This window comes from Bradyrhizobium sp. B025, assembly GCF_042257955.1.
GTDB classification, from domain to species: domain Bacteria; phylum Pseudomonadota; class Alphaproteobacteria; order Rhizobiales; family Xanthobacteraceae; genus Bradyrhizobium; species Bradyrhizobium diazoefficiens.
Map to the genome: position 1 here is coordinate 882731 of NZ_CP170150.1, position 17532 is coordinate 900262.

Consider the following 17532-nt stretch of genomic DNA (forward strand, 5'->3'; position numbering starts at 1 on the left):
TGAGGCGCATTTGGCCCGAAAAGGGTAAAAACTTAGACAGTGGTGCTGCCGTAAAATTACTGGGGCATTGAGGGTTGGCACCCACCATCGTCGTCCTGGCGAAAGCCAGGACGACATCGGGGTGTGTGGCCGGCCACGCGCCTATGAAGCCTAAGCCGCGCGGATCTTGCCAAGGAAGCCAGTGACGTCCTCGCCGAGCTGGCGGCTCTGGCTCTCCAGCGTCTCGGAGGCGTGTTTGACGTTGTCCGCGGCGGCTGCGGCGGCATCCGCATCGGCTCTGACGCCGGTGATGTTGTCGGAGACGTTCCTGGTGCCCTGCGCCGCAAATTGCGTGCTGCGGGTGATCTCCTGCGTCGCCGCACCCTGCTCCTGCACGGCGGCCGCGATCGCGGTCGCGACCTCGTTCACCTCGCCGATGATGCCGCCGATGGTCTGGATTGCGTTGATGGCGTCGCCGGCCACCCGCTGGATGTCGGCGATCTGCTCGGAGATTTCCTCGGTGGCCTTGGCCGTCTGGCTCGCCAGCGACTTCACCTCGGAGGCGACCACGGCAAAGCCGCGGCCGGCTTCGCCGGCGCGCGCCGCCTCGATCGTGGCGTTGAGCGCCAGCAAATTGGTCTGCGCCGCAATGGTGTTGATGAGGCCGACGACCTCGCCGATGCGTCCGGCGGATTTTGCCAGGCCCTGCACGGTGCCGTCGGTTTCGCGCGCCTGGGTGACGGCGCGGCCGGCGATACCCGCGGCATGGGCCGCCTGCTGGCTGATGTCGTTGATCGAGGCCGAGAGCTCCTCGGCGGCGGCCGCCACGCTGTCGACGCTCATGGAGGCGTCGTTGGAGGCCTTGCCGGCGATCTGCACGCGGTCGTTGGTCTGGCGCGACACCGCGGACAGATCGCCCGAGGTCTTGCGCATCTTGCCGGAGGCCTCGCTCAATTCGCCGAGCGTCTTGCGCACCGCGCCCTCGAACTCGCCGACATAGACCTCGATCGCGCGCTGGCGGGCCGAAGCGCCCGCATTGCGCGCGCGCTCCTGCTCCTCGATCTTGAGTTTGTCGGTCGCTTGCTGCTTGAACGCCTCCAGCGCGCCGGCGAGCGCGCCGATCTCGTCCTTGCGGTCGAGATAGCCGCTGTCCACGGCAAGGTCGCCGCCGGCGACCTTCAGCATGGCATCGCGCATGGTGTTGAGCGGATGGATGACGCGGCGGTTGACCAGCATGATGGCACCGACGGCGAGGCCGACGGCGAGCGCCAGAAGTGCGAGCTGCATGACGAGTGCGCGTTGAGCTGCGGAGCGCTGTTCCAGCGTATGGCTCTTCGCGGCATCGAGAGCGGCTTCCGCCACCGCGACCGCGCTGGAGAGACGGCCGACGGTGACCGGGCTCCACTGGTTGGCGGTCATCTCGGCTTTCTCGCCCTTGACCAGCGTGTCCGCGAGACGGTCTCGCAGCGCGAGATATTGCGGCTCGAAATAGGCGGTCTTCGCCGCGGCCAGGGCGGAGGCAAGCGCCGGCGGCAACTGCATGCCCGAGGTCGTCAATTCCAGCGCCTTCCACATCGCCGACGTGCCGCCGACATGTTGGGTGTAGTTGTACCGGGCTTCGGGGGTGATCTTGCCGGCGGCAAGACCGATCGAGACGATCAGCGAGGCTTCGCCCGCGGTGTTGCGCAGCAGCCAGGCGTTCTGCTTGATCGACAGTAGCTGGTCGATCACGGCGTCCTGGTGGTTGACGGTGGCGGCGAGGACGTTCGAGAGCTTGTCGAGCGTCTCGAGCAGGCCTTGCGTCGTCTCCATATACTCCTTCGGCAGGCCCGCGCGGCGCTGGTCCTTGGGCTTGGCCACGTCCTCCCAGAACTGCTTCTGCTCCTCGATCAGCAGCTTGTTGAGGCGCGCGAGCTCCGGCACCAGCGTGCCTGATTGCGAGAAGTCGATGTTCGGCAGCAGCTCCAGCGCATGTGCCATCGCTGGCATCTGCGCATCGCGCAGCGCACGCAAATACTTCTCGATCTCGGAATCCATCGGCTCGGTCGCGTTCAGGAGCCGGTTGGTGGTCGAGCGGTCGGTGCGCAGATTGTGCATCGCCTTGAACAGATCGGCGGAAGCGTCGGCGATCTGCGAAATGCGGTTGGCGGTCTTGAGGCGATCCCAGGATTCATAGGCGGTGAGCGAGAGCGCGATCACCACACAGACCGACGTGATCGCGATCACCGCCTTCAGCAGCGCGGATACGGTCAGACGATAGAGCATCGAAGTCCCCCCAAATTCCCATTGCAAATTTCGTGAAGACGCCCGGCAACATCGGCAAACGGGGGCGCGGCAGATCGGCAATCGCACGCCGTTTGCGCTTCAGGGGCTCAAACGGTTTCTGCATCTGAAAGGAAAAGGGTAAAGTTTTAGGCAGCCGGCCTGCCGGTAGAAGTACGCATTTACTAGAAGTTGCAATGGGTTGCCCGGGTGGAACCGTCGCGCGAGACAGGCGTTAGGTTATCGTTAGCAATCTGCCTGAAGGGGGCCTCGCGATGCTGGTCGGCGTACTCGTCACCTTTCTCGTCGTCATTCTCGTGCTCTATCTCATCAACATGTTGCCGATGGACGGCCGCGCCAAGCAGATCGCGCGCGTGGTCGTCATCATCATTGGTGTGGTGTCGCTGTTGAAATATCTCACGGTATTCTAGCGGGCGCGCCGCTACGATGCTTCGAAATGAAAAGCCCCGGCGAAAGCCGGGGCTTGGTCTGCGTTCCCGAGCACGCTAGTGCAGCGTCTTGAGCCAGTCGTCGACGTCCTGACGAACTTGGTCCTTGGCCTTGCCGTAACGTTCCTGCAGCCGGCCTTCGAGCTGCTCGCGACGACCCTCGATCAGTTTGAGGTCGTCGTCGGTGAGCTTGGCCCACTTCTCCTTGGCCGATCCCTTGAACTGCTTCCAGTTTCCTTCGATGCGGTTCCAATCCATGACCATCTCCCGTTGGTTGATGGCCCGACAACGCGAGCGGTGCGCAGCCGTTCCTCCTCGCGCCGCGACGTTTCGCCCAACAAAAAAGCCCCGGCTCGCGCCGGGGCTTTTGACATTTCGGTGACCGGGCCTAGCCCGCCGCCTTCGCCTCGCGGCGGCGCGCGGTGAGGATGTACTCGGTGTAGCCGTTCGGCTGCTCGCGGCCCTTGAAGATCAGGTCGCAGGCGGCCTTGAAAGCGACGCCGTCGAAGGCGGGCGCCATCGGCTTGTAGATCGCATCGCCTGCGTTCTGCTTGTCGACGACGACGGCCATGCGCTTCAGCGATTCCATCACCTGCGCCTCGGTGATCACGCCCTGGTGCAGCCAGTTGGCGAGGTGCTGGCTGGAGATGCGCAAGGTGGCGCGGTCTTCCATCAGGCCGACGTCGTGGATGTCGGGCACCTTGGAGCAGCCGACGCCCTGGTCGATCCAGCGCACGACATAGCCGAGGATGCCCTGGCAGTTGTTGTCGATCTCCTGCTTGACGTCGTCGGGCGCCCAGTTCGACTTCGACACCGGAATGGTGAGGATGTCGGACAGCTTCGCGCGCGGTCCGCCCTTGGTCAGTTCCTCCTGGCGCGCGATGACGTTGACCTGGTGGTAGTGCAGCGCGTGCAGCGTCGCGGCGGTCGGCGAGGGGACCCAGGCGGTGGTGGCGCCGGCCTGCGGATGGGCGAGCTTCTGCGCAAGCATGTCCGCCATCTTGTCGGGCGCGGCCCACATGCCCTTGCCGATCTGGGCGTGGCCGGGAAGGCCGTCGATCAGGCCCATGTCGACGTTCCAGTCCTCGTAGGCCTTGATCCAGGCCTGCGCCTTCATCTCGTTCTTGCGGATCATGGGGCCCGCTTCCATCGAGGTGTGGATCTCGTCGCCGGTGCGGTCGAGGAAGCCGGTGTTGATGAACATGATGCGCTTGGAGGCGCGCTGGATGCAGGCCTTGAGGTTGACGGTGGTGCGCCGCTCCTCGTCCATGATGCCGACCTTGAGCGTATTCTCCGGCAGGCCGAGCATCTTCTCGACGCGGTCGAAAATCTCGCACGTGAACGACACCTCGTCCGGGCCGTGCATCTTCGGCTTGACGATATAGGCAGATCCCGTGCGGCTGTTCTTGACCTTCGAGTTGCCCTTGAGGTCGTGGATCGCAAGCAGGCCGGAGACGGCGGCGTCGAGCAGGCCCTCCGGGACCTCCTCGCCCTGTTCGTCCAGCACCGCGTCGGTGAACATGTGGTGACCGCAATTGCGCATCAGCAGCAGGCTGCGGCCGTGCAATTTCACTTCGCCCTTGCCGTCCGGCGTCTTGTAGCTGCGGTCGGCGTTGAGCGAACGGGTCAGCGTCTTGCCGCCCTTCTCGAAGTCGGCCGAGAGCGTGCCGTTCATCAGGCCGAGCGTGTTGCGGTAGACCAGCACCTTGTCCTCGGCGTCGACCGCGGCAACCGAGTCCTCCATGTCGAGAATGGTCGAGACCGCGGCCTCCATGACCATGTCGGCGACGCCGGCGGGATCGTCCTTGCCGATCGCGCTGTTGCGGTTGATCGTCACCTCGACATGCAGGCCGTTGTTGACGAGCAGCACCGCGCTCGGCGCGGCCGCATCGCCCTGGAAGCCGGCGAACTGCGCGGCGTTCTTCAGCGCGGTCGCATTGCCGCTCTTCAGCTTCACCGCGAGCTGGCCCGCGACGATGCTGTAGGCGGTGACGTCGGTGTGGCTGCCGGTCGCGAGCGGCACGGCGGCGTCGAGGAAGGCCTTGGCCTTCGCGATCACCTTGTCGCCGCGCGCCTTGTTGTAACCCTTGCCGCTCTCGGACGGATCGTGGGGGATCGCGTCGGTGCCGTAGAAGGCGTCATAGAGCGAGCCCCAGCGGGCGTTCGCCGCGTTCAGCGCATAGCGCGCATTGGTGAGGGGGACGACGAGCTGCGGGCCGCAGATCTTGCCGATCTCCTCGTCCACATTGGCGGTCTCGACCTTCTGCGTCGCCGGCTCCGGGACGAGATAGCCGATCTCCTTCAGGAAGGCGGTATAGGCATTGAGGTCGAACGCCTTGCCCTTGTTGGCGCGATGCCAGTCGTCGATCTTGGCCTGCAGCGTGTCGCGCAACGCCAGCAGCGCCCGGTTCTTCGGCCCAAGGTCCTTGATGATGGCGGCAACCCCGGCCCAGAACGCATCCGGCGCGATCCCCGTTTTCGGGGCCGCTTCCTTGGCGATGAAGTCAAACAGAACAGGAGCGATCTTCAATCCGTGGGCGTCGACGCGTTTCATGATGGGCTTTCTTGTTGGAAATGGCTGTTTTTTGGCTGCTTTTGACCCGACAGCAGCAAAATGCGCCCACAGGGGGCGGCTTTCGGGACCTATTAGCCCCAAAATCGGGGCGGTGAGAAGACCCCTGGGGGGTTGTCAAAATGTCAAGAAGCGGTGGGCGGGCCGGCTCGTTTTACAAACGCTTGAGCCCGGCTGGGCGCCAAGCGCACAACTGCGCTCCCTCCCCCGCAAGGGGCAGGGCAATCGCATATGGATTTCACGAGGATTTTCCGCGGGCTTGCTCCGCCTCTCCCGCTTGCGGGAGAGGCCGACGCGCTCGCAGAGCGCGGCGGGTGAGGGCTCTCGCCACGCAGGGATGTCATCCGCAATCCCCAACAATCCCGACGCGGAGACACCCCCACCCCAACCCTCCCCCGCAAGCGGGAGAGGGAGCCCAGTGCCGATGCCGCCGCATCGTGCACACCATATGCGATTGCCCTGCCCGCAAGGGGGGAGGGAACGCACTGCATGTGCGGAGGCAGCGAGCACACTCGCGATAATCGGCGCCTCAAATATTCGCGGCGAGATCCACGACTTCGTCGAACAGCACGCCGGTGGTCTTCAGCATCTGTTCGATCTCGTCGGCGGCTTCAGTGACCGTCCGTGTCGACGTGTCGATCACGAGCTCGGCCGCTTGCGGCGTCTCGTAGTCGTTGCCGATGCCGGTGAACGACGCCAGCGCGCCGGCGCGGGCCTTCTTGTAATGGCCCTTCGGATCGCGCTCCTCGCAGACGCCGGCCGGTGTCGCGACATGGATCTCGCGGAACGCGGTGTCGGCGATGCGGCGCGCGGTGGCGCGGTCCTCGCGGGCGGGCGAGACGGCGGCGACGATCGCGATGTGGCCGTTGCGGGCGAGATGCGTCGCGACCTCGGCGAGACGGCGGATGTTCTCGCTGCGGTCGGAGGCGGAGAAGCCGAGATCGTTGTTGAGCCCGGCGCGCAGCGTGTCGCCGTCGAGCAGGATCGGGGAGCCGCCATTGGTGAACAGCCGCCGCTCCAGCGCCTTCGCCAGCGTCGACTTGCCGGAGGCCGGCAGGCCGGTGAGCCAGACCACGGCGCCGTTGTGCTGATAGCGCGCAGAGCGCTCGTCGGGACGGAGCGCCGATTCCACCGGCACGATGTCGACCGGCACGGCGCGCTGGCCGGCATCGACCGACAGCACGAGACCGCCGCCGGCGATGCGCCCGGAGACCTCGATCACCAGACGTCCGGTGCGCGGATTCTCGGTGTAGGGATCGGTGGCGATCGGATTCGAAAGAGAGATGTCGATCTCGCCGACATGGTTGCGGCCGATCGCCTTGTTCTCGACGCTCGACAATTCGCCCGGGTCGACCGCCTTCTCGATCGCCACCACGGTGGCGCGGCTTTCCTTCGGCCCGCAGCGGACCAGGAGCTGGTCGCCCTTGGCCAGCGGCTTGTCGTGCAGCCAGAAGATGCGCGCGCGCAAGCGGCGCGTCTCGCGCGGGGCACTGCCCGCATGCGCGACGATGTCGCCGCGCTCGATGAACAATTCGCGGTCGAGCGTGATGCCGACCGAGCGGCCCGCGCCCTGCCGTCCGGCAATCGGCGTCGCCGGCCAGCTCTCGACCGTCTTGATCTTGGCGATCTTGCCGGCCGGCATGATCACGATCTCGTCCCCGGCAACCAGGCTGCCGGATTCGATGCGGCCCGCCACGATGCGGCGGTCGTCGAACTTGTAGATCGCCTGCACCGGCAGCCGCAGCGCCAGCGCTTCCAGCGGGCGCGCCGGCTCGAGCTGGTCCAGCGCCTCGACCACGGTCGGTCCCTTGTACCAGCCGATGCGGTCGGTGCGCGTGGCGACGCCATCACCGTCGCGCGCGGAGATCGGGATCACGGCCGTCGGCGTCACGCCGAGGCCGTTGAGATGCGCGGAAATCTCGTCGCTGATCGCCTGGAAGCGATCGGCGGAGAAATCCACGCGGTCCATCTTGTTGACGACGATCGCGACCTGCTTCACGCCGAGCAGATGCAGGAGATAGCCGTGCCGCCTGGTCTGGTCGCGCACGCCCTCGAGCGCGTCGATGATCAGCACCGCGCCGTCGGCCTGAGAGGCGCCGGTGATCATGTTGCGCAGGAATTCGGCATGGCCGGGCGCGTCGATCAGCACGATGTCGCGCGAATTGGTGCGGAAGCGGATCTGCGTGGTGTCGATGGTGATGCCCTGGTCGCGCTCGGTCTGGAGCGCGTCGAGCAGGAACGACCATTCGAACGGCATGCCGCGCCGCGCGCTGACGGCTTTCAGCATCTCCAGCTTGCCGTCGGGCAGGCTGCCGGTCTCGTGCAGGAGGCGGCCGACCAGCGTCGACTTGCCGTGGTCGACATGGCCGACGATGACGATGCGGACCTGCGGGCGCGTGGTGCCGTTCGGGGTCGCGGGCGAAGCGGGGGTGACGATCATGTTCATGGCCGCGTTGCGTCCTGAGGTCAGAGATAGCCGGCGACGCGCAGACGCTCGAAGGCGTCTTCGGTCTCGTGGTCGAGCGCGCGTCCCGCGCGCTCCGGCACCTTGGTCTGCTCGAGCTCGACCAGGATCTCCTCGATGGTCGACGCAGTCGAATTCACCGGATTGGTGATGTCCTGATCGCCCAGCGAGCGGTAGCGCTTGCCGTTTTGCGACAGATAGAGCGGGATGATCGGGATGTTCTCGCGCTTGGTGTAGGCCCAGATGTCGGCCTCGGTCCAATGCAGGATCGGATGGATGCGCAAATGCGCGCCTTGCGGCGGCGAGGCGTTGAAATGATCCCAGAACTCAGGCGGCTGGTCGCGCACGTCCCAATTGCCTTCGAGACCGCGCGGCGAGAACACGCGCTCCTTGGCGCGGGTGGCCTCCTCGTCGCGGCGGATGCCGGCGATCAGGCCGTCGAAGCCGTATTTGCCGAGTGCCATCTTGAGGCCTTCGGTCTTGCGCGCAGCGGAACGGGCGGCCGGCGGCAGCGTTGGGTCGACGGCATCGATGGGCGGGCAGGGCTCGACGCGTAGGTCGAGATCCCACTCCTTCCCGTAATGATCGCGGAAGCGATACATCTCCGGAAACTTCTTGCCGGTGTCGACATGGAGGGCCGGGAACGGCATGCGGCCGAAGAACGCCTTGCGCGCCAGCCAGATCATGACGTTGGAGTCCTTGCCGAGCGACCACAGCAGGGCGATCTTCTTCAGACGGGCGAAGGCCTCGCGGAAAATGTAGATGCTCTGCGCCTCGAGCTGGTCCAGATGGTCCATGCTGGGCGCAACATCAGCAGAAAATTCTTGCGAGCCCGAGCGCCCGGTGAGGGCGGGGCTGCTCACTCCGACAGCTGCGGAATCGTCCTTGAGAAGATGCATCTCTGCCACTTTGCGTTTGGAGGCGAAAATTCTATAGTTGCAGCGCAGGAGAGAAGAAAAAATTTTCTCTTTGCGCGCTCGAAACGACACATATATAGAAAATAATTCCAGTCAACCCCGGATGTGGGGGAAGCGAGTATCGTATGCGGTTCTTGCCGGTGTTCCTCGATCTCAAGGCCGGTCCGGTGGTCCTCATCGGTGCGGGTGAGCTTTTGCGCGCCAAGCTGCGCGTGCTCACTGCGGCCGATGCGCGCGTCCGCGTGCATGCGATCGACGGCAATCAGGACATGGGCCTTAGCTCCGAGGACGCGGCGCGCGTCGACATCGCGACCGGCGATCCGCTCATCGCCGATCTCTCAGGCGTCATCGCGATCGTCTGCGCCGGGGCGGGCGATGTCGGCGTTGCGATGTCGGCGCGGGCGAAGGCGCTCGGCCTGCCGGTCAACGTCATGGACGATCTCGAGCATTCCAGCTTCATCTTCCCGGCCATCGTCGATCGCGGCGATGTCGTGGTCGCGGTCGGCACCGGCGGCACCTCTCCGGTGGTGGCGCGACGCGTGCGCGAGAAGATTGAGGCGCTGCTGCCGGCGCGCATTGGCGAGCTCGCCGAGTTCATCGGCGGCTTCCGTAAGTCCATCAACGAGCGCATTGCCGAGTTTCCGCTGCGCCGCCGCTTCTGGGAGCGCGTCATCGACGGCCCGATCGGCGCCTCCGTGCTCGCCGGCCGCAAGGGCGAGGCGGACGCGGCGCTCAAGGCCATTGCCGATCCCGCCGCGTTCGCGCGTGCCGACAAGCCGGAAGGCTCCGTTGCGCTGGTCGGCGCCGGCCCGGGCGATCCCGATCTTCTCACTATCAAGGCGCTGCGCGCGCTCCAGGACGCCGACATCGTCTTCCATGACGAGCTGGTCTCGTCCGAAATTCTCGATCGCATCCGCCGCGACACGACGCGCGTTGCGGTCGGCCGCCGCGTCGGCAAGCCCGGCGTCGGCCAGGACGCCATCAACACGCGCATGATCGAGGCCGCGCAGTCAGGTCAGCGCGTGGTGCGGCTGAAGGGCGGCGATCCCTTCGTGTTCGGCCGCGGCGGCGAAGAGGTCGAAGCGCTGCGCTCGGCGGGCGTTGCCTATTCGATCATTCCCGGCATCACCGCCGGGCTCGGCGGCGCCGCCGATTTCGAGGTGCCGCTCACCTATCGTCATGAAGCGACCCGCATCACCTTCCTCACCGCGCACAAGGCGCGCGATGCGGAAGCCGTGGACTGGTCGACGCTCACCGACACCAAGATGACCGTCGTGGTCTACATGGGCATGACCGCGGCGCCGGCCGTGCGCGCAGGCCTGTTCGCCGCGGGGCGTTCGCCCGAAACGCCGGTCGGTGTGTTCGCCCGCGTCACGCGGCCCGATGCGCAAGGCGCGATCGGCACGCTGCGCGACCTGCCCGAGCTCGTGCGGCGGATCCATGGCGGTCCCGCCATCCTCATCATCGGCGACGTGGTCCGGCATGCCGGCTCGCTTCGCCGCCAGACACCCAAGCAAATCATCTCCGACCTATTGGATGCTGCCGAATGACCTCTCCTCTGCAACAAAAGCTGAAAATTACGGGTCCCTCCGTTGTGACCGCCAACCGGACCTGGGACGGCGTCGTCGTCTATCGCACGGCTGCCAGGGGCTGGTCCGTGGAACTGACGGATGCCGCGATCGTGCGAAACTCGGACGAAGCGAAAGCGTTGCTCGCCGAGGCCGTGGCCGATGACGTCGGCGCGATCGGCCCCTATATCGCCCCGGTGCAAGTCGACGAGGCCGGCAAGATCCTGCCGGGTAATCTGCGTGAGCAGATTCGCCGCGATGGCGTGACGATCGGCTTGCCCGTCTGAATGTTGGCAGAGCTGTAAGGCATTCTTCATGTACGCTTACGACGAAATCGACCGCACGCTGGTCAACGAGCGCGTCTCGGAATTCCGCGACCAGGTGCAGCGCCGTCTCTCGGGCGAGCTCACCGAAGACGAATTCAAGATGCTGCGCTTGCAGAACGGCGTCTATCTGCAACTCCACGCCTACATGTTTCGCGTCGCGATTCCCTACGGCACGCTGGCGTCGAACCAGTTGCGGGCGCTTGCCCATGTCGCGCGCAAATACGACCGCGGCTACGGCCATTTTACCACGCGCCAGAACATCCAGTTCAACTGGATCAAGCTGTCGGACTTGCCGGACGCGCTGGCCGATCTCGCCGAGGTCGGCATCCACGCGATGCAGACCTCCGGCAACAATATGCGCAACGTCACCTCGGACCAGTGGGCCGGCGTCGCGCCCGGTGAGATCGAGGATCCCCGCATCTGGTCGGAGCTGATCCGCCAGCACACCACGCTGCATCCGGAATTCTCGTTCCTGCCGCGCAAGTTCAAGATCGCGATCACCGCGTCGGACCACGACCGTGCCGCGATCAAGGTCCACGATATCGGACTGCGCCTGATCAAGAACGAGAAGGGCGAAACCGGCTTCGAGGTCCTGGTCGGCGGCGGTCTCGGCCGTACGCCGTTCATCGGCAAGACCATCAAGCACTTCGTGCACGGCCGCGATCTCTTGAGCTACATCGAGGCCATCCTGCGCGTCTACAATCAGTACGGACGCCGCGACAACATCTATAAGGCCCGGATCAAGATCCTGGTGCACGAGCTCGGCATCGAGAAGTTCTCGCGCGAGGTCGAGGAGGAGTGGCAGCACATCCGCAACTCCTCGCTCCAGATCGACGACGAGGTGATCGAGGACATCCGCTCGCGCTTCATCTATCCCGCGTACGAGAAGCTGCCGCACATGCCGGACGAGCTGCGGCAGGCCGCGGCCGACCCCGATTTCGAGGCGTGGCGCAAGAACTCCGTCGCCCCGCACAAGAACCCGGGCTATTCCATCGTCACGATCTCGCTGAAGCCGATCGGCGCGCCTCCGGGTGATGCCACCGCCGAGCAGATGGATGCGCTCGCCGATCTCGCCGACAGATATTCCTTCGGCGAAATCCGCGTCGGTCACGAGCAGAACCTGGCGCTTCCGCATGTCGCCAAGCGCGATCTGCCGGCGTTGTGGAAGGCGCTCGACAAGCTCGGGCTGGCGACGCCGAACGTCAATCTGATCACCGACATCATCGCCTGCCCGGGGCTCGACTATTGCTCGCTGGCGAATGCGCGCTCTATCCCGATCGCGCAGGAATTGACGCGGCGCTTCGCCAATCACGAGCTCGCCAACCTGATCGGCCGGCTGCACATCAACATCTCCGGCTGCATCAATGCCTGCGGCCATCACCATGTCGGCCATATCGGCATTCTTGGCGTCGAGAAGAACGGCGAGGAGGTCTACCAGATCACCATCGGCGGCCGCGCCGACGAGAGCGCCGCGCTCGGCAATCTGATCGGCCCCGGCGTCAAGTTCGACGAGGTCGCCGACGTCGTCGAGGACATCGTGGAAGCCTATCTCGCGCTGCGCGAGCGCCCGGAGGAGCTGTTCATCGACACGGTGAAGCGCCTCGGCGTCGAACCCTTCAAGGAGCGTGTCTATGCCACTCGTTAATGGCGGAAAAATCGTCGACGACAGCTTCGTCAAGCTGGCGGTCGACACGCCGCTGCCGGAGGGCGGCGACATCCTGGTGCCGGCCGAGCGTTTCGTCGGTGAGGCCGATGCGTTGCTCAAGCGTGCCGGCAAGGTCGGCGTGATCTGGCCGAACAATCGCGACATCGACGAGCTCGTGCCGTATCTCGGCAAGGTCGCCGCCGTTGCGCTGGTGTTCCCGAGCTTCCGCGACGGACGCGCCTACAGTCAGGCGCGTCTGCTGCGCGAGCGCTACAACTATCGCGGCGAGCTGCGTGCCACCGGGCAGGTGCTGCGCGACCAGTTCGTGTTCATGCTGCGTGCGGGCTTCGATTCCTTCGAGGTCAAGAAGCAGGCCGACGCGGAAGCCTTCATGCAGACCGCAAAGCGCTATTCGGTGTTCTACCAGCCGACCGGCGACGGCCGGATCACGGCGCTGCACCGGCGCATGCAGTTGCGTCACTCCGAAGGTGTCGGCACGTGAACGCAATCGCGCCTCAGGTATCTCCGGTGTCCGTTTCCGCGCTGCCCTCGGCCGCGGAACTCGATCGCGCCTTGCGCGATGCCTCGCCCGCGGAGGTCATCGCCGCGGCCCTGAAGGCGGTCGGCCGCGACAAGCTTGCGCTGGTGTCGTCCTTCGGCACGGAATCGGCGACGCTTCTGAAGGTGATGGCGGACGTCGATCCGTCGATCCCCGTGATCTTCCTCGACACCGGCTGGCTGTTCGAGGAGACGCTCGCCTATCGCGACATGCTGATCGCGACGCTGGGGCTCAAGGACGTCCGCTCGATCAAGCCGGCGGAGGAGACGCTGTCGCGCGAGGATCCCGACCGCGACCTCTGGTTCTCCGATCCCGACGCCTGCTGCCGCATCCGCAAGGTGGAGCCGCTGGCGCGCGCGCTGAAGCCGTTCGATGCCTGGATCAACGGCCGCAAGCGCTTCCAGGGCAATGCGCGCGCCGACATTCCGGTGGTTGAGGACGACGGTGCGCGGTTGAAGTTCAACCCCTTCGCCAACGTTTCGCGCGAGGAACTCGAGGCGATTTTCGTCCGCGCCAAATTGCCGCGTCATCCACTGGCCGCCTCCGGTTTCCTGTCGGTTGGGTGTATGCCTTGCACCAGCAGAACGGCCGAAGGCGAGGATGTGCGCGCCGGTCGCTGGCGCGGCCGGGCCAAGACAGAATGCGGCATCCACACGATGAAGACTTCGTAGCACAGTCAGGCTGCGACGCCGCGAACAAGAAAATCCGGTTCCGTTGACTTAGGAGCGGTTTGTCCCGAGTTATGCCCGTGTGCCATCGGCGACATCGACGTCGCTGAGGTGAATGGAGATGGACATGATGCGCCGTATCGTTCTGCTCGCGGCAGGCCTCCTGGCGACAGGCTTCTTGGCAAGCTCGGCTCTCGCTGCTGACATCAATCTTCTGAACGTGTCGTACGATCCGACGCGGGAGCTCTATGGCGAGTTCAACAAGGCGTTCGTGAACGCCTATCAGAAGGAAACCGGCAAGAGCGTCGAGATCAAGCAGTCGCATGGCGGCAGCGGATCGCAGGCGCGCGCGGTGATCGACGGATTGCAGGCCGATGTGGTGACGCTCGCGCTCGCCTATGACATCAATGCGATCGCGAGCAAGGGCCTCATTACGGCCGACTGGCAGAAGCGTCTGCCGCAGAATTCATCACCCTACACGTCCACCATCGTGTTCCTGGTGCGCAAGGGCAATCCGAAGGGCATCAAGGACTGGGACGACCTGCTCAAGCCGGGCGTCGCCGTGATCACGCCCAACCCGAAGACGTCGGGCGGCGCGCGCTGGAACTATCTGGCGGCCTGGGGCTTTGCGCAAAAGAAATACGGATCGGCCGACAAGGCCAAGGATTTCATCGGAAAGCTTTACCAGCAGGTGCCGGTGCTCGATACCGGCGCGCGCGGCGCCACCGTGACCTTCGTCGAGCGCGGCGTCGGCGACGTGCTGCTCGCCTGGGAGAACGAGGCCTATCTCGCGCTCAAGGAATTCGGTCCCCAAAAATTCGAGATCGTGGCGCCGCCGCTATCGATCCTGGCCGAGCCGCCGGTCGCGATCGTCGACAAGGTTGCCGACAAAAAGGGCACCCGCAACGCCGCCGATGCCTACCTTCAGTACTGGTACACCAGAGAAGGCCAGGAGATCGCCGCGCGCAATTTCTACCGTCCGCGCGATGCCGAGATCGCCAAAAAGTATGAAAACTCGTTCGCCAAGGTCGAGCTGTTCACGATCGACGACGTTTTCGGCGGCTGGACCAAGGCGCAGAAGGAACATTTTGCCGACGGCGGCATTTTCGATCAGATCTACAAGAACTGATCGGGCGCTGTCTTAGGAGGCTGTAGCAGGGGGCCTGGTGAGCGCAGTTGTAGCAGCACGACGCCGGACATTGCCGGGCTTCGGTCTCACCATGGGGCTGACGCTTTCCTGGCTATCCATCATCATCCTGATTCCACTCGCCGGCCTGTTCCTGAAATCGCTCGAGCTGAGCCCCGAGCAGTTCTGGAACATCCTCTCCAGCCGCCGCACCCTGAATGCGCTGCGGGTCTCGTTCGGGCTCGCCTTCGCGGCGGCCTGCGTCAATCTGGTCATGGGCAGCATCATCGTCTGGGCGTTGGTGCGCTATCGGTTTCCCGGCCGGCGCCTGTTCGACGCCATCGTCGACGTGCCGTTCGCGCTGCCGACGGCGGTCGCCGGCGTCGCGCTGACCGCGCTGTTTGCCGAGAAGGGCTGGCTGGGCGCGCCGCTCGCCGCGCTCGGCATCAAGGTGGCGTTCACGCCGGTCGGCATCTTTGTCGCCATGATCTTCATCGGCATCCCCTTCGTGGTGCGCACCGTGCAGCCGGTGCTCCAGGATCTCGACCCCGAGATCGAGGAGGCCGCGGGCAGCCTGGGCGCGAGCCGCTGGCAGACCATCATCCGCGTGATCCTGCCCTCGCTCGCGCCGGCGCTGCTCACGGGCCTCGCGCTCGCCTTCGCCCGTGCGGTCGGTGAATACGGTTCGGTGATCTTCATCGCCGGCAATTTGCCGAACGTCTCCGAGATCGCGCCATTGCTGATCGTGATCCGGCTCTCCGAATTCCGCTACGCCGATGCGACCGCCATTGCGGTGGTCATGCTCGTCGTCGCCTTCGTCATTATCTTCGCCGTCAACCGGCTCCAGCGCTGGGCGCAGAGCCGGATCCCGGCGCGCTGAGGGCGGATGCGATGACGATGCAGATGGCAGATTCCGTCTCGCTCTCGGCCTCGGACGCCAGGGCGCGCGCGCATGCGGCGGCCGCGCAGGACAACCTTCGCACCGAACCGCGCGCGGTGCGCATCGCCATCATCACGCTGGCGGTGCTGTTCCTCTCCGTCTTCGTCGTGCTGCCGCTGGTCGTCGTGTTCGCGCAGGCGTTCTCGAGAGGCATTCTGGCCTATCTTTCCGCGCTCGCCGACCCGGAGGCGTTGTCAGCGATCAAGCTGACGCTGCTGGTCGCCGCGATCTCGGTCGGCCTCAATCTCGTATTCGGCCTCGTCGCCGCCTGGGCCATCGCCAAGTTCGAGTTCAGCGGCAAGACCTTCCTGATCACGCTGATCGACCTGCCGTTCTCGGTGAGCCCGGTGATCTCGGGTCTCGTCTTCGTGCTGCTGTTCGGCGCGCAGGGCTATTTCGGCGGCTGGCTTAGGGATCACGACATCCAGATCCTGTTCGCTGTGCCCGGCATTGCGCTCGCGACCACCTTCGTGACCTTCCCCTTCGTGGCGCGCGCGCTGATCCCCCTGATGCAGGAGCAGGGCACGCAGGAAGAGGAAGCCGCGATCTCGCTCGGCGCCTCGGGCCTGCAAACCTTCTTCCGCGTCACGCTGCCGAACATCAAATGGGGCGTGCTCTACGGCGTCCTGCTCTGCAACGCGCGCGCGATGGGCGAGTTCGGTGCGGTGTCGGTCGTGTCGGGCCACATTCGCGGCGAGACCAACACCATGCCGCTGCTGGTCGAGATCCTCTACAACGAGTACCAGTTCGTCGCCGCGTTCGCGATCGCCTCGCTGCTGGCGATGCTGGCGCTGATCACGCTGATCGCAAAGACCGTTCTCGAACGTCATCTGGACGAAGGACAGGACGCAAGTGACCATTGAAGTCAGGAATCTCGTCAAGAAGTTCGGCAGCTTTGCCGCCCTCGATGGCGTCAACCTCAAGGTCGACAATGGCGAGCTGCTGGCGCTGCTCGGGCCTTCGGGCTCCGGCAAGACCACGCTGCTGCGCATCATCGCTGGCCTCGACTGGCCCGACTCGGGCGAGGTCTCCTTCAACGGCGAGGACGCGCTGGCGCAAGGCGCGCGTGAGCGGCACGTCGGCTTCGTGTTCCAGCATTACGCACTGTTCCGCCACATGACGGTGTTCGAGAACGTCGCCTTCGGCCTGCGCGTGCAGCCGCGCGCGGTCCGGAAAGAGGAAGCCAGGATCCGCGCCCGGGTGAAGGAGCTGCTCGATCTCGTGCAGCTCGACTGGCTTGCCGACCGCTATCCGAGCCAGCTCTCCGGCGGCCAGCGCCAGCGCATCGCGCTTGCCCGCGCGCTCGCGATCGAGCCGCGCATCCTGTTGCTCGACGAGCCCTTCGGCGCGCTCGATGCGAAGGTGCGGAAAGAACTGCGCAAATGGCTGCGCTCGCTGCATCACGAGATCAACGTCACCTCGATCTTCGTCACCCACGACCAGGAGGAAGCGCTGGAAGTCGCCAACCGCGTCGTGGTGATGGACAAGGGCAGGATCGAGCAGATCGGCTCGCCCGAAGACGTCTATGAAAGCCCGGCGACTGCTTTTGTCCACGGCTTCATCGGCGAATCCATCGAGCTCCCGGTCAGGATTGACGACGGCGTGGTCCGGCTCGGCGAGCGGCCGCTCCGGCTTGCGGCGGACGGACTTGCGCCTGGCGCGTCACGACTGTTCGTGCGGCGACATGACATGCTGATCGGTCCGCCCGGCAGTGGCGCCTTCGAGGGCGCCGTGCGGCACGTCCGGAATTTTGGCCCGGTGCAGCGGGCCGAGGTGGCGCTGTTCGGCGGCGAAACCATCGAGATCGACGCTCCCCGCGACAAGGAACTCCGCGCCGGAGACAGGGTCGGCCTCGAGCCCCGCCGCTACCGGATATTTGCGGGTTAACGCCTCGTCATTCCGGGATGGTCCGAAGGACCAGACCTCAGGTGCGCAGTTGCGCACCGGGGAATCTCGAGATTCTCAGGTGCGCAATTGCGCACCCTAGTTCGATGCTTTGCATCGCCCCGGAACGATTTGCGTCGATTTTCCTCAAAATTCACCTTTCAGCCACGGTT

Annotated in this window: 15 protein-coding genes; 10 read left to right on the forward strand and 5 right to left on the reverse strand. The window is 65.2% G+C overall.

Going from position 1 to position 17532, the window contains the following annotated elements; genetic code table 11:
* Positions 1–150 precede the first annotated feature (150 nt).
* Entirely contained in the window at positions 151–2244 is a 2094-nt protein-coding gene (locus tag ACE10W_RS04220; protein WP_304550845.1) for a methyl-accepting chemotaxis protein, read from the reverse strand.
* Positions 2245–2516: 272 nt separating this feature from the next.
* Here ACE10W_RS04220 and ACE10W_RS04225 point away from each other — a divergent pair, with 272 nt between their 5' ends.
* Positions 2517–2672: a Thivi_2564 family membrane protein gene (locus ACE10W_RS04225; RefSeq protein ID WP_011084288.1), complete on the forward strand. Its 156-nt coding sequence runs from the start codon at positions 2517–2519 to the stop codon at positions 2670–2672.
* Positions 2673–2747: 75 nt separating this feature from the next.
* Here the strand turns inward: ACE10W_RS04225 and ACE10W_RS04230 are convergent, their stop codons facing one another.
* From ACE10W_RS04230 to cysD, 4 genes are all read right to left on the reverse strand, one after another.
* A complete protein-coding gene (locus ACE10W_RS04230) occupies positions 2748–2948 on the reverse strand; it encodes a CsbD family protein (protein WP_027544225.1) in 201 nt (66 codons plus the stop codon).
* A 130-nt stretch (positions 2949–3078) separates the two neighbouring features.
* Positions 3079–5244, reverse strand: coding sequence for a malate synthase G (locus ACE10W_RS04235; RefSeq protein ID WP_304550846.1), 2166 nt, complete (start codon positions 5242–5244; stop codon positions 3079–3081).
* A gap of 547 nt (positions 5245–5791) precedes the next feature.
* Positions 5792–7708 carry an adenylyl-sulfate kinase gene (gene cysC, locus ACE10W_RS04240; RefSeq protein ID WP_011084291.1) on the reverse strand — a complete coding sequence of 639 codons (1917 nt, stop codon included), beginning with the start codon at positions 7706–7708 and terminating at the stop codon, positions 5792–5794.
* Positions 7709–7728: 20 nt separating this feature from the next.
* Positions 7729–8523, reverse strand: coding sequence for a sulfate adenylyltransferase subunit CysD (cysD, locus tag ACE10W_RS04245; RefSeq protein ID WP_011084292.1), 795 nt, complete (start codon positions 8521–8523; stop codon positions 7729–7731).
* A gap of 245 nt (positions 8524–8768) precedes the next feature.
* On the opposite strand from cysD, the gene cysG reads away from it, so the two are divergent.
* The 9 genes from cysG (at position 8769) to ACE10W_RS04290 (ending at position 17362) form a co-directional block, all read left to right on the forward strand.
* Positions 8769–10193, forward strand: coding sequence for a siroheme synthase CysG (cysG, locus tag ACE10W_RS04250; protein ID WP_304550847.1), 1425 nt, complete (start codon positions 8769–8771; stop codon positions 10191–10193).
* The gene (locus ACE10W_RS04255; protein ID WP_011084294.1) at positions 10190–10498 is read left to right on the forward strand and encodes a DUF2849 domain-containing protein; all 309 of its coding nucleotides are present in this window, start codon (positions 10190–10192) and stop codon (positions 10496–10498) included. The genes cysG and ACE10W_RS04255 overlap by 4 nt, the downstream gene beginning before the upstream one ends.
* Positions 10499–10526: 28 nt before the next feature.
* Positions 10527–12182, forward strand: a complete 1656-nt coding sequence (locus ACE10W_RS04260) for a nitrite/sulfite reductase (protein ID WP_161536609.1) — start codon at positions 10527–10529, stop codon at positions 12180–12182.
* Positions 12169–12684: a DUF934 domain-containing protein gene (locus tag ACE10W_RS04265; protein WP_011084296.1), complete on the forward strand. Its 516-nt coding sequence runs from the start codon at positions 12169–12171 to the stop codon at positions 12682–12684. The genes ACE10W_RS04260 and ACE10W_RS04265 overlap by 14 nt, the downstream gene beginning before the upstream one ends.
* Complete coding sequence (locus tag ACE10W_RS04270) at positions 12681–13412, forward strand: phosphoadenylyl-sulfate reductase (RefSeq protein ID WP_304550848.1); 732 nt, start codon at positions 12681–12683, stop codon at positions 13410–13412. Before ACE10W_RS04265 ends, ACE10W_RS04270 begins: the two co-directional genes overlap by 4 nt.
* A gap of 124 nt (positions 13413–13536) precedes the next feature.
* Entirely contained in the window at positions 13537–14538 is a 1002-nt protein-coding gene (locus ACE10W_RS04275) for a sulfate ABC transporter substrate-binding protein (RefSeq protein ID WP_304550849.1), read from the forward strand.
* Positions 14539–14629: 91 nt separating this feature from the next.
* Positions 14630–15415, forward strand: coding sequence for a sulfate ABC transporter permease subunit CysT (cysT, locus tag ACE10W_RS04280; RefSeq protein ID WP_304553674.1), 786 nt, complete (start codon positions 14630–14632; stop codon positions 15413–15415).
* Between the two features lie 11 nt (positions 15416–15426).
* The gene (cysW, locus tag ACE10W_RS04285) at positions 15427–16338 is read left to right on the forward strand and encodes a sulfate ABC transporter permease subunit CysW (RefSeq protein ID WP_011084300.1); all 912 of its coding nucleotides are present in this window, start codon (positions 15427–15429) and stop codon (positions 16336–16338) included.
* Positions 16328–17362, forward strand: coding sequence for a sulfate/molybdate ABC transporter ATP-binding protein (locus ACE10W_RS04290; RefSeq protein ID WP_304550850.1), 1035 nt, complete (start codon positions 16328–16330; stop codon positions 17360–17362). The genes cysW and ACE10W_RS04290 overlap by 11 nt, the downstream gene beginning before the upstream one ends.
* Positions 17363–17532: the final 170 nt, after the last annotated feature.

Excerpts from the sequence above, each read along its gene's own strand:
- ACE10W_RS04260 (WP_161536609.1), top strand. The coding sequence starts at position 10,527 with ATGTACGCTTACGACGAAATCGACCGCACGCTGGTCAACGAGCGCGTC.
- ACE10W_RS04230 (WP_027544225.1), bottom strand. The coding sequence starts at position 2,948 with ATGGATTGGAACCGCATCGAAGGAAACTGGAAGCAGTTCAAGGGATCG.
- ACE10W_RS04225 (WP_011084288.1), top strand. The coding sequence starts at position 2,517 with ATGCTGGTCGGCGTACTCGTCACCTTTCTCGTCGTCATTCTCGTGCTC.
- cysD (WP_011084292.1), bottom strand. The coding sequence starts at position 8,523 with ATGGACCATCTGGACCAGCTCGAGGCGCAGAGCATCTACATTTTCCGC.
- cysW (WP_011084300.1), top strand. The coding sequence starts at position 15,427 with ATGACGATGCAGATGGCAGATTCCGTCTCGCTCTCGGCCTCGGACGCC.
- cysG (WP_304550847.1), top strand. The coding sequence starts at position 8,769 with ATGCGGTTCTTGCCGGTGTTCCTCGATCTCAAGGCCGGTCCGGTGGTC.
- cysT (WP_304553674.1), top strand. The coding sequence starts at position 14,630 with ATGGGGCTGACGCTTTCCTGGCTATCCATCATCATCCTGATTCCACTC.
- ACE10W_RS04265 (WP_011084296.1), top strand. The coding sequence starts at position 12,169 with ATGCCACTCGTTAATGGCGGAAAAATCGTCGACGACAGCTTCGTCAAG.
- ACE10W_RS04275 (WP_304550849.1), top strand. The coding sequence starts at position 13,537 with ATGATGCGCCGTATCGTTCTGCTCGCGGCAGGCCTCCTGGCGACAGGC.
- ACE10W_RS04235 (WP_304550846.1), bottom strand. The coding sequence starts at position 5,244 with ATGAAACGCGTCGACGCCCACGGATTGAAGATCGCTCCTGTTCTGTTT.
- cysC (WP_011084291.1), bottom strand. The coding sequence starts at position 7,708 with ATGAACATGATCGTCACCCCCGCTTCGCCCGCGACCCCGAACGGCACC.
- ACE10W_RS04255 (WP_011084294.1), top strand. The coding sequence starts at position 10,190 with ATGACCTCTCCTCTGCAACAAAAGCTGAAAATTACGGGTCCCTCCGTT.
- ACE10W_RS04220 (WP_304550845.1), bottom strand. The coding sequence starts at position 2,244 with ATGCTCTATCGTCTGACCGTATCCGCGCTGCTGAAGGCGGTGATCGCG.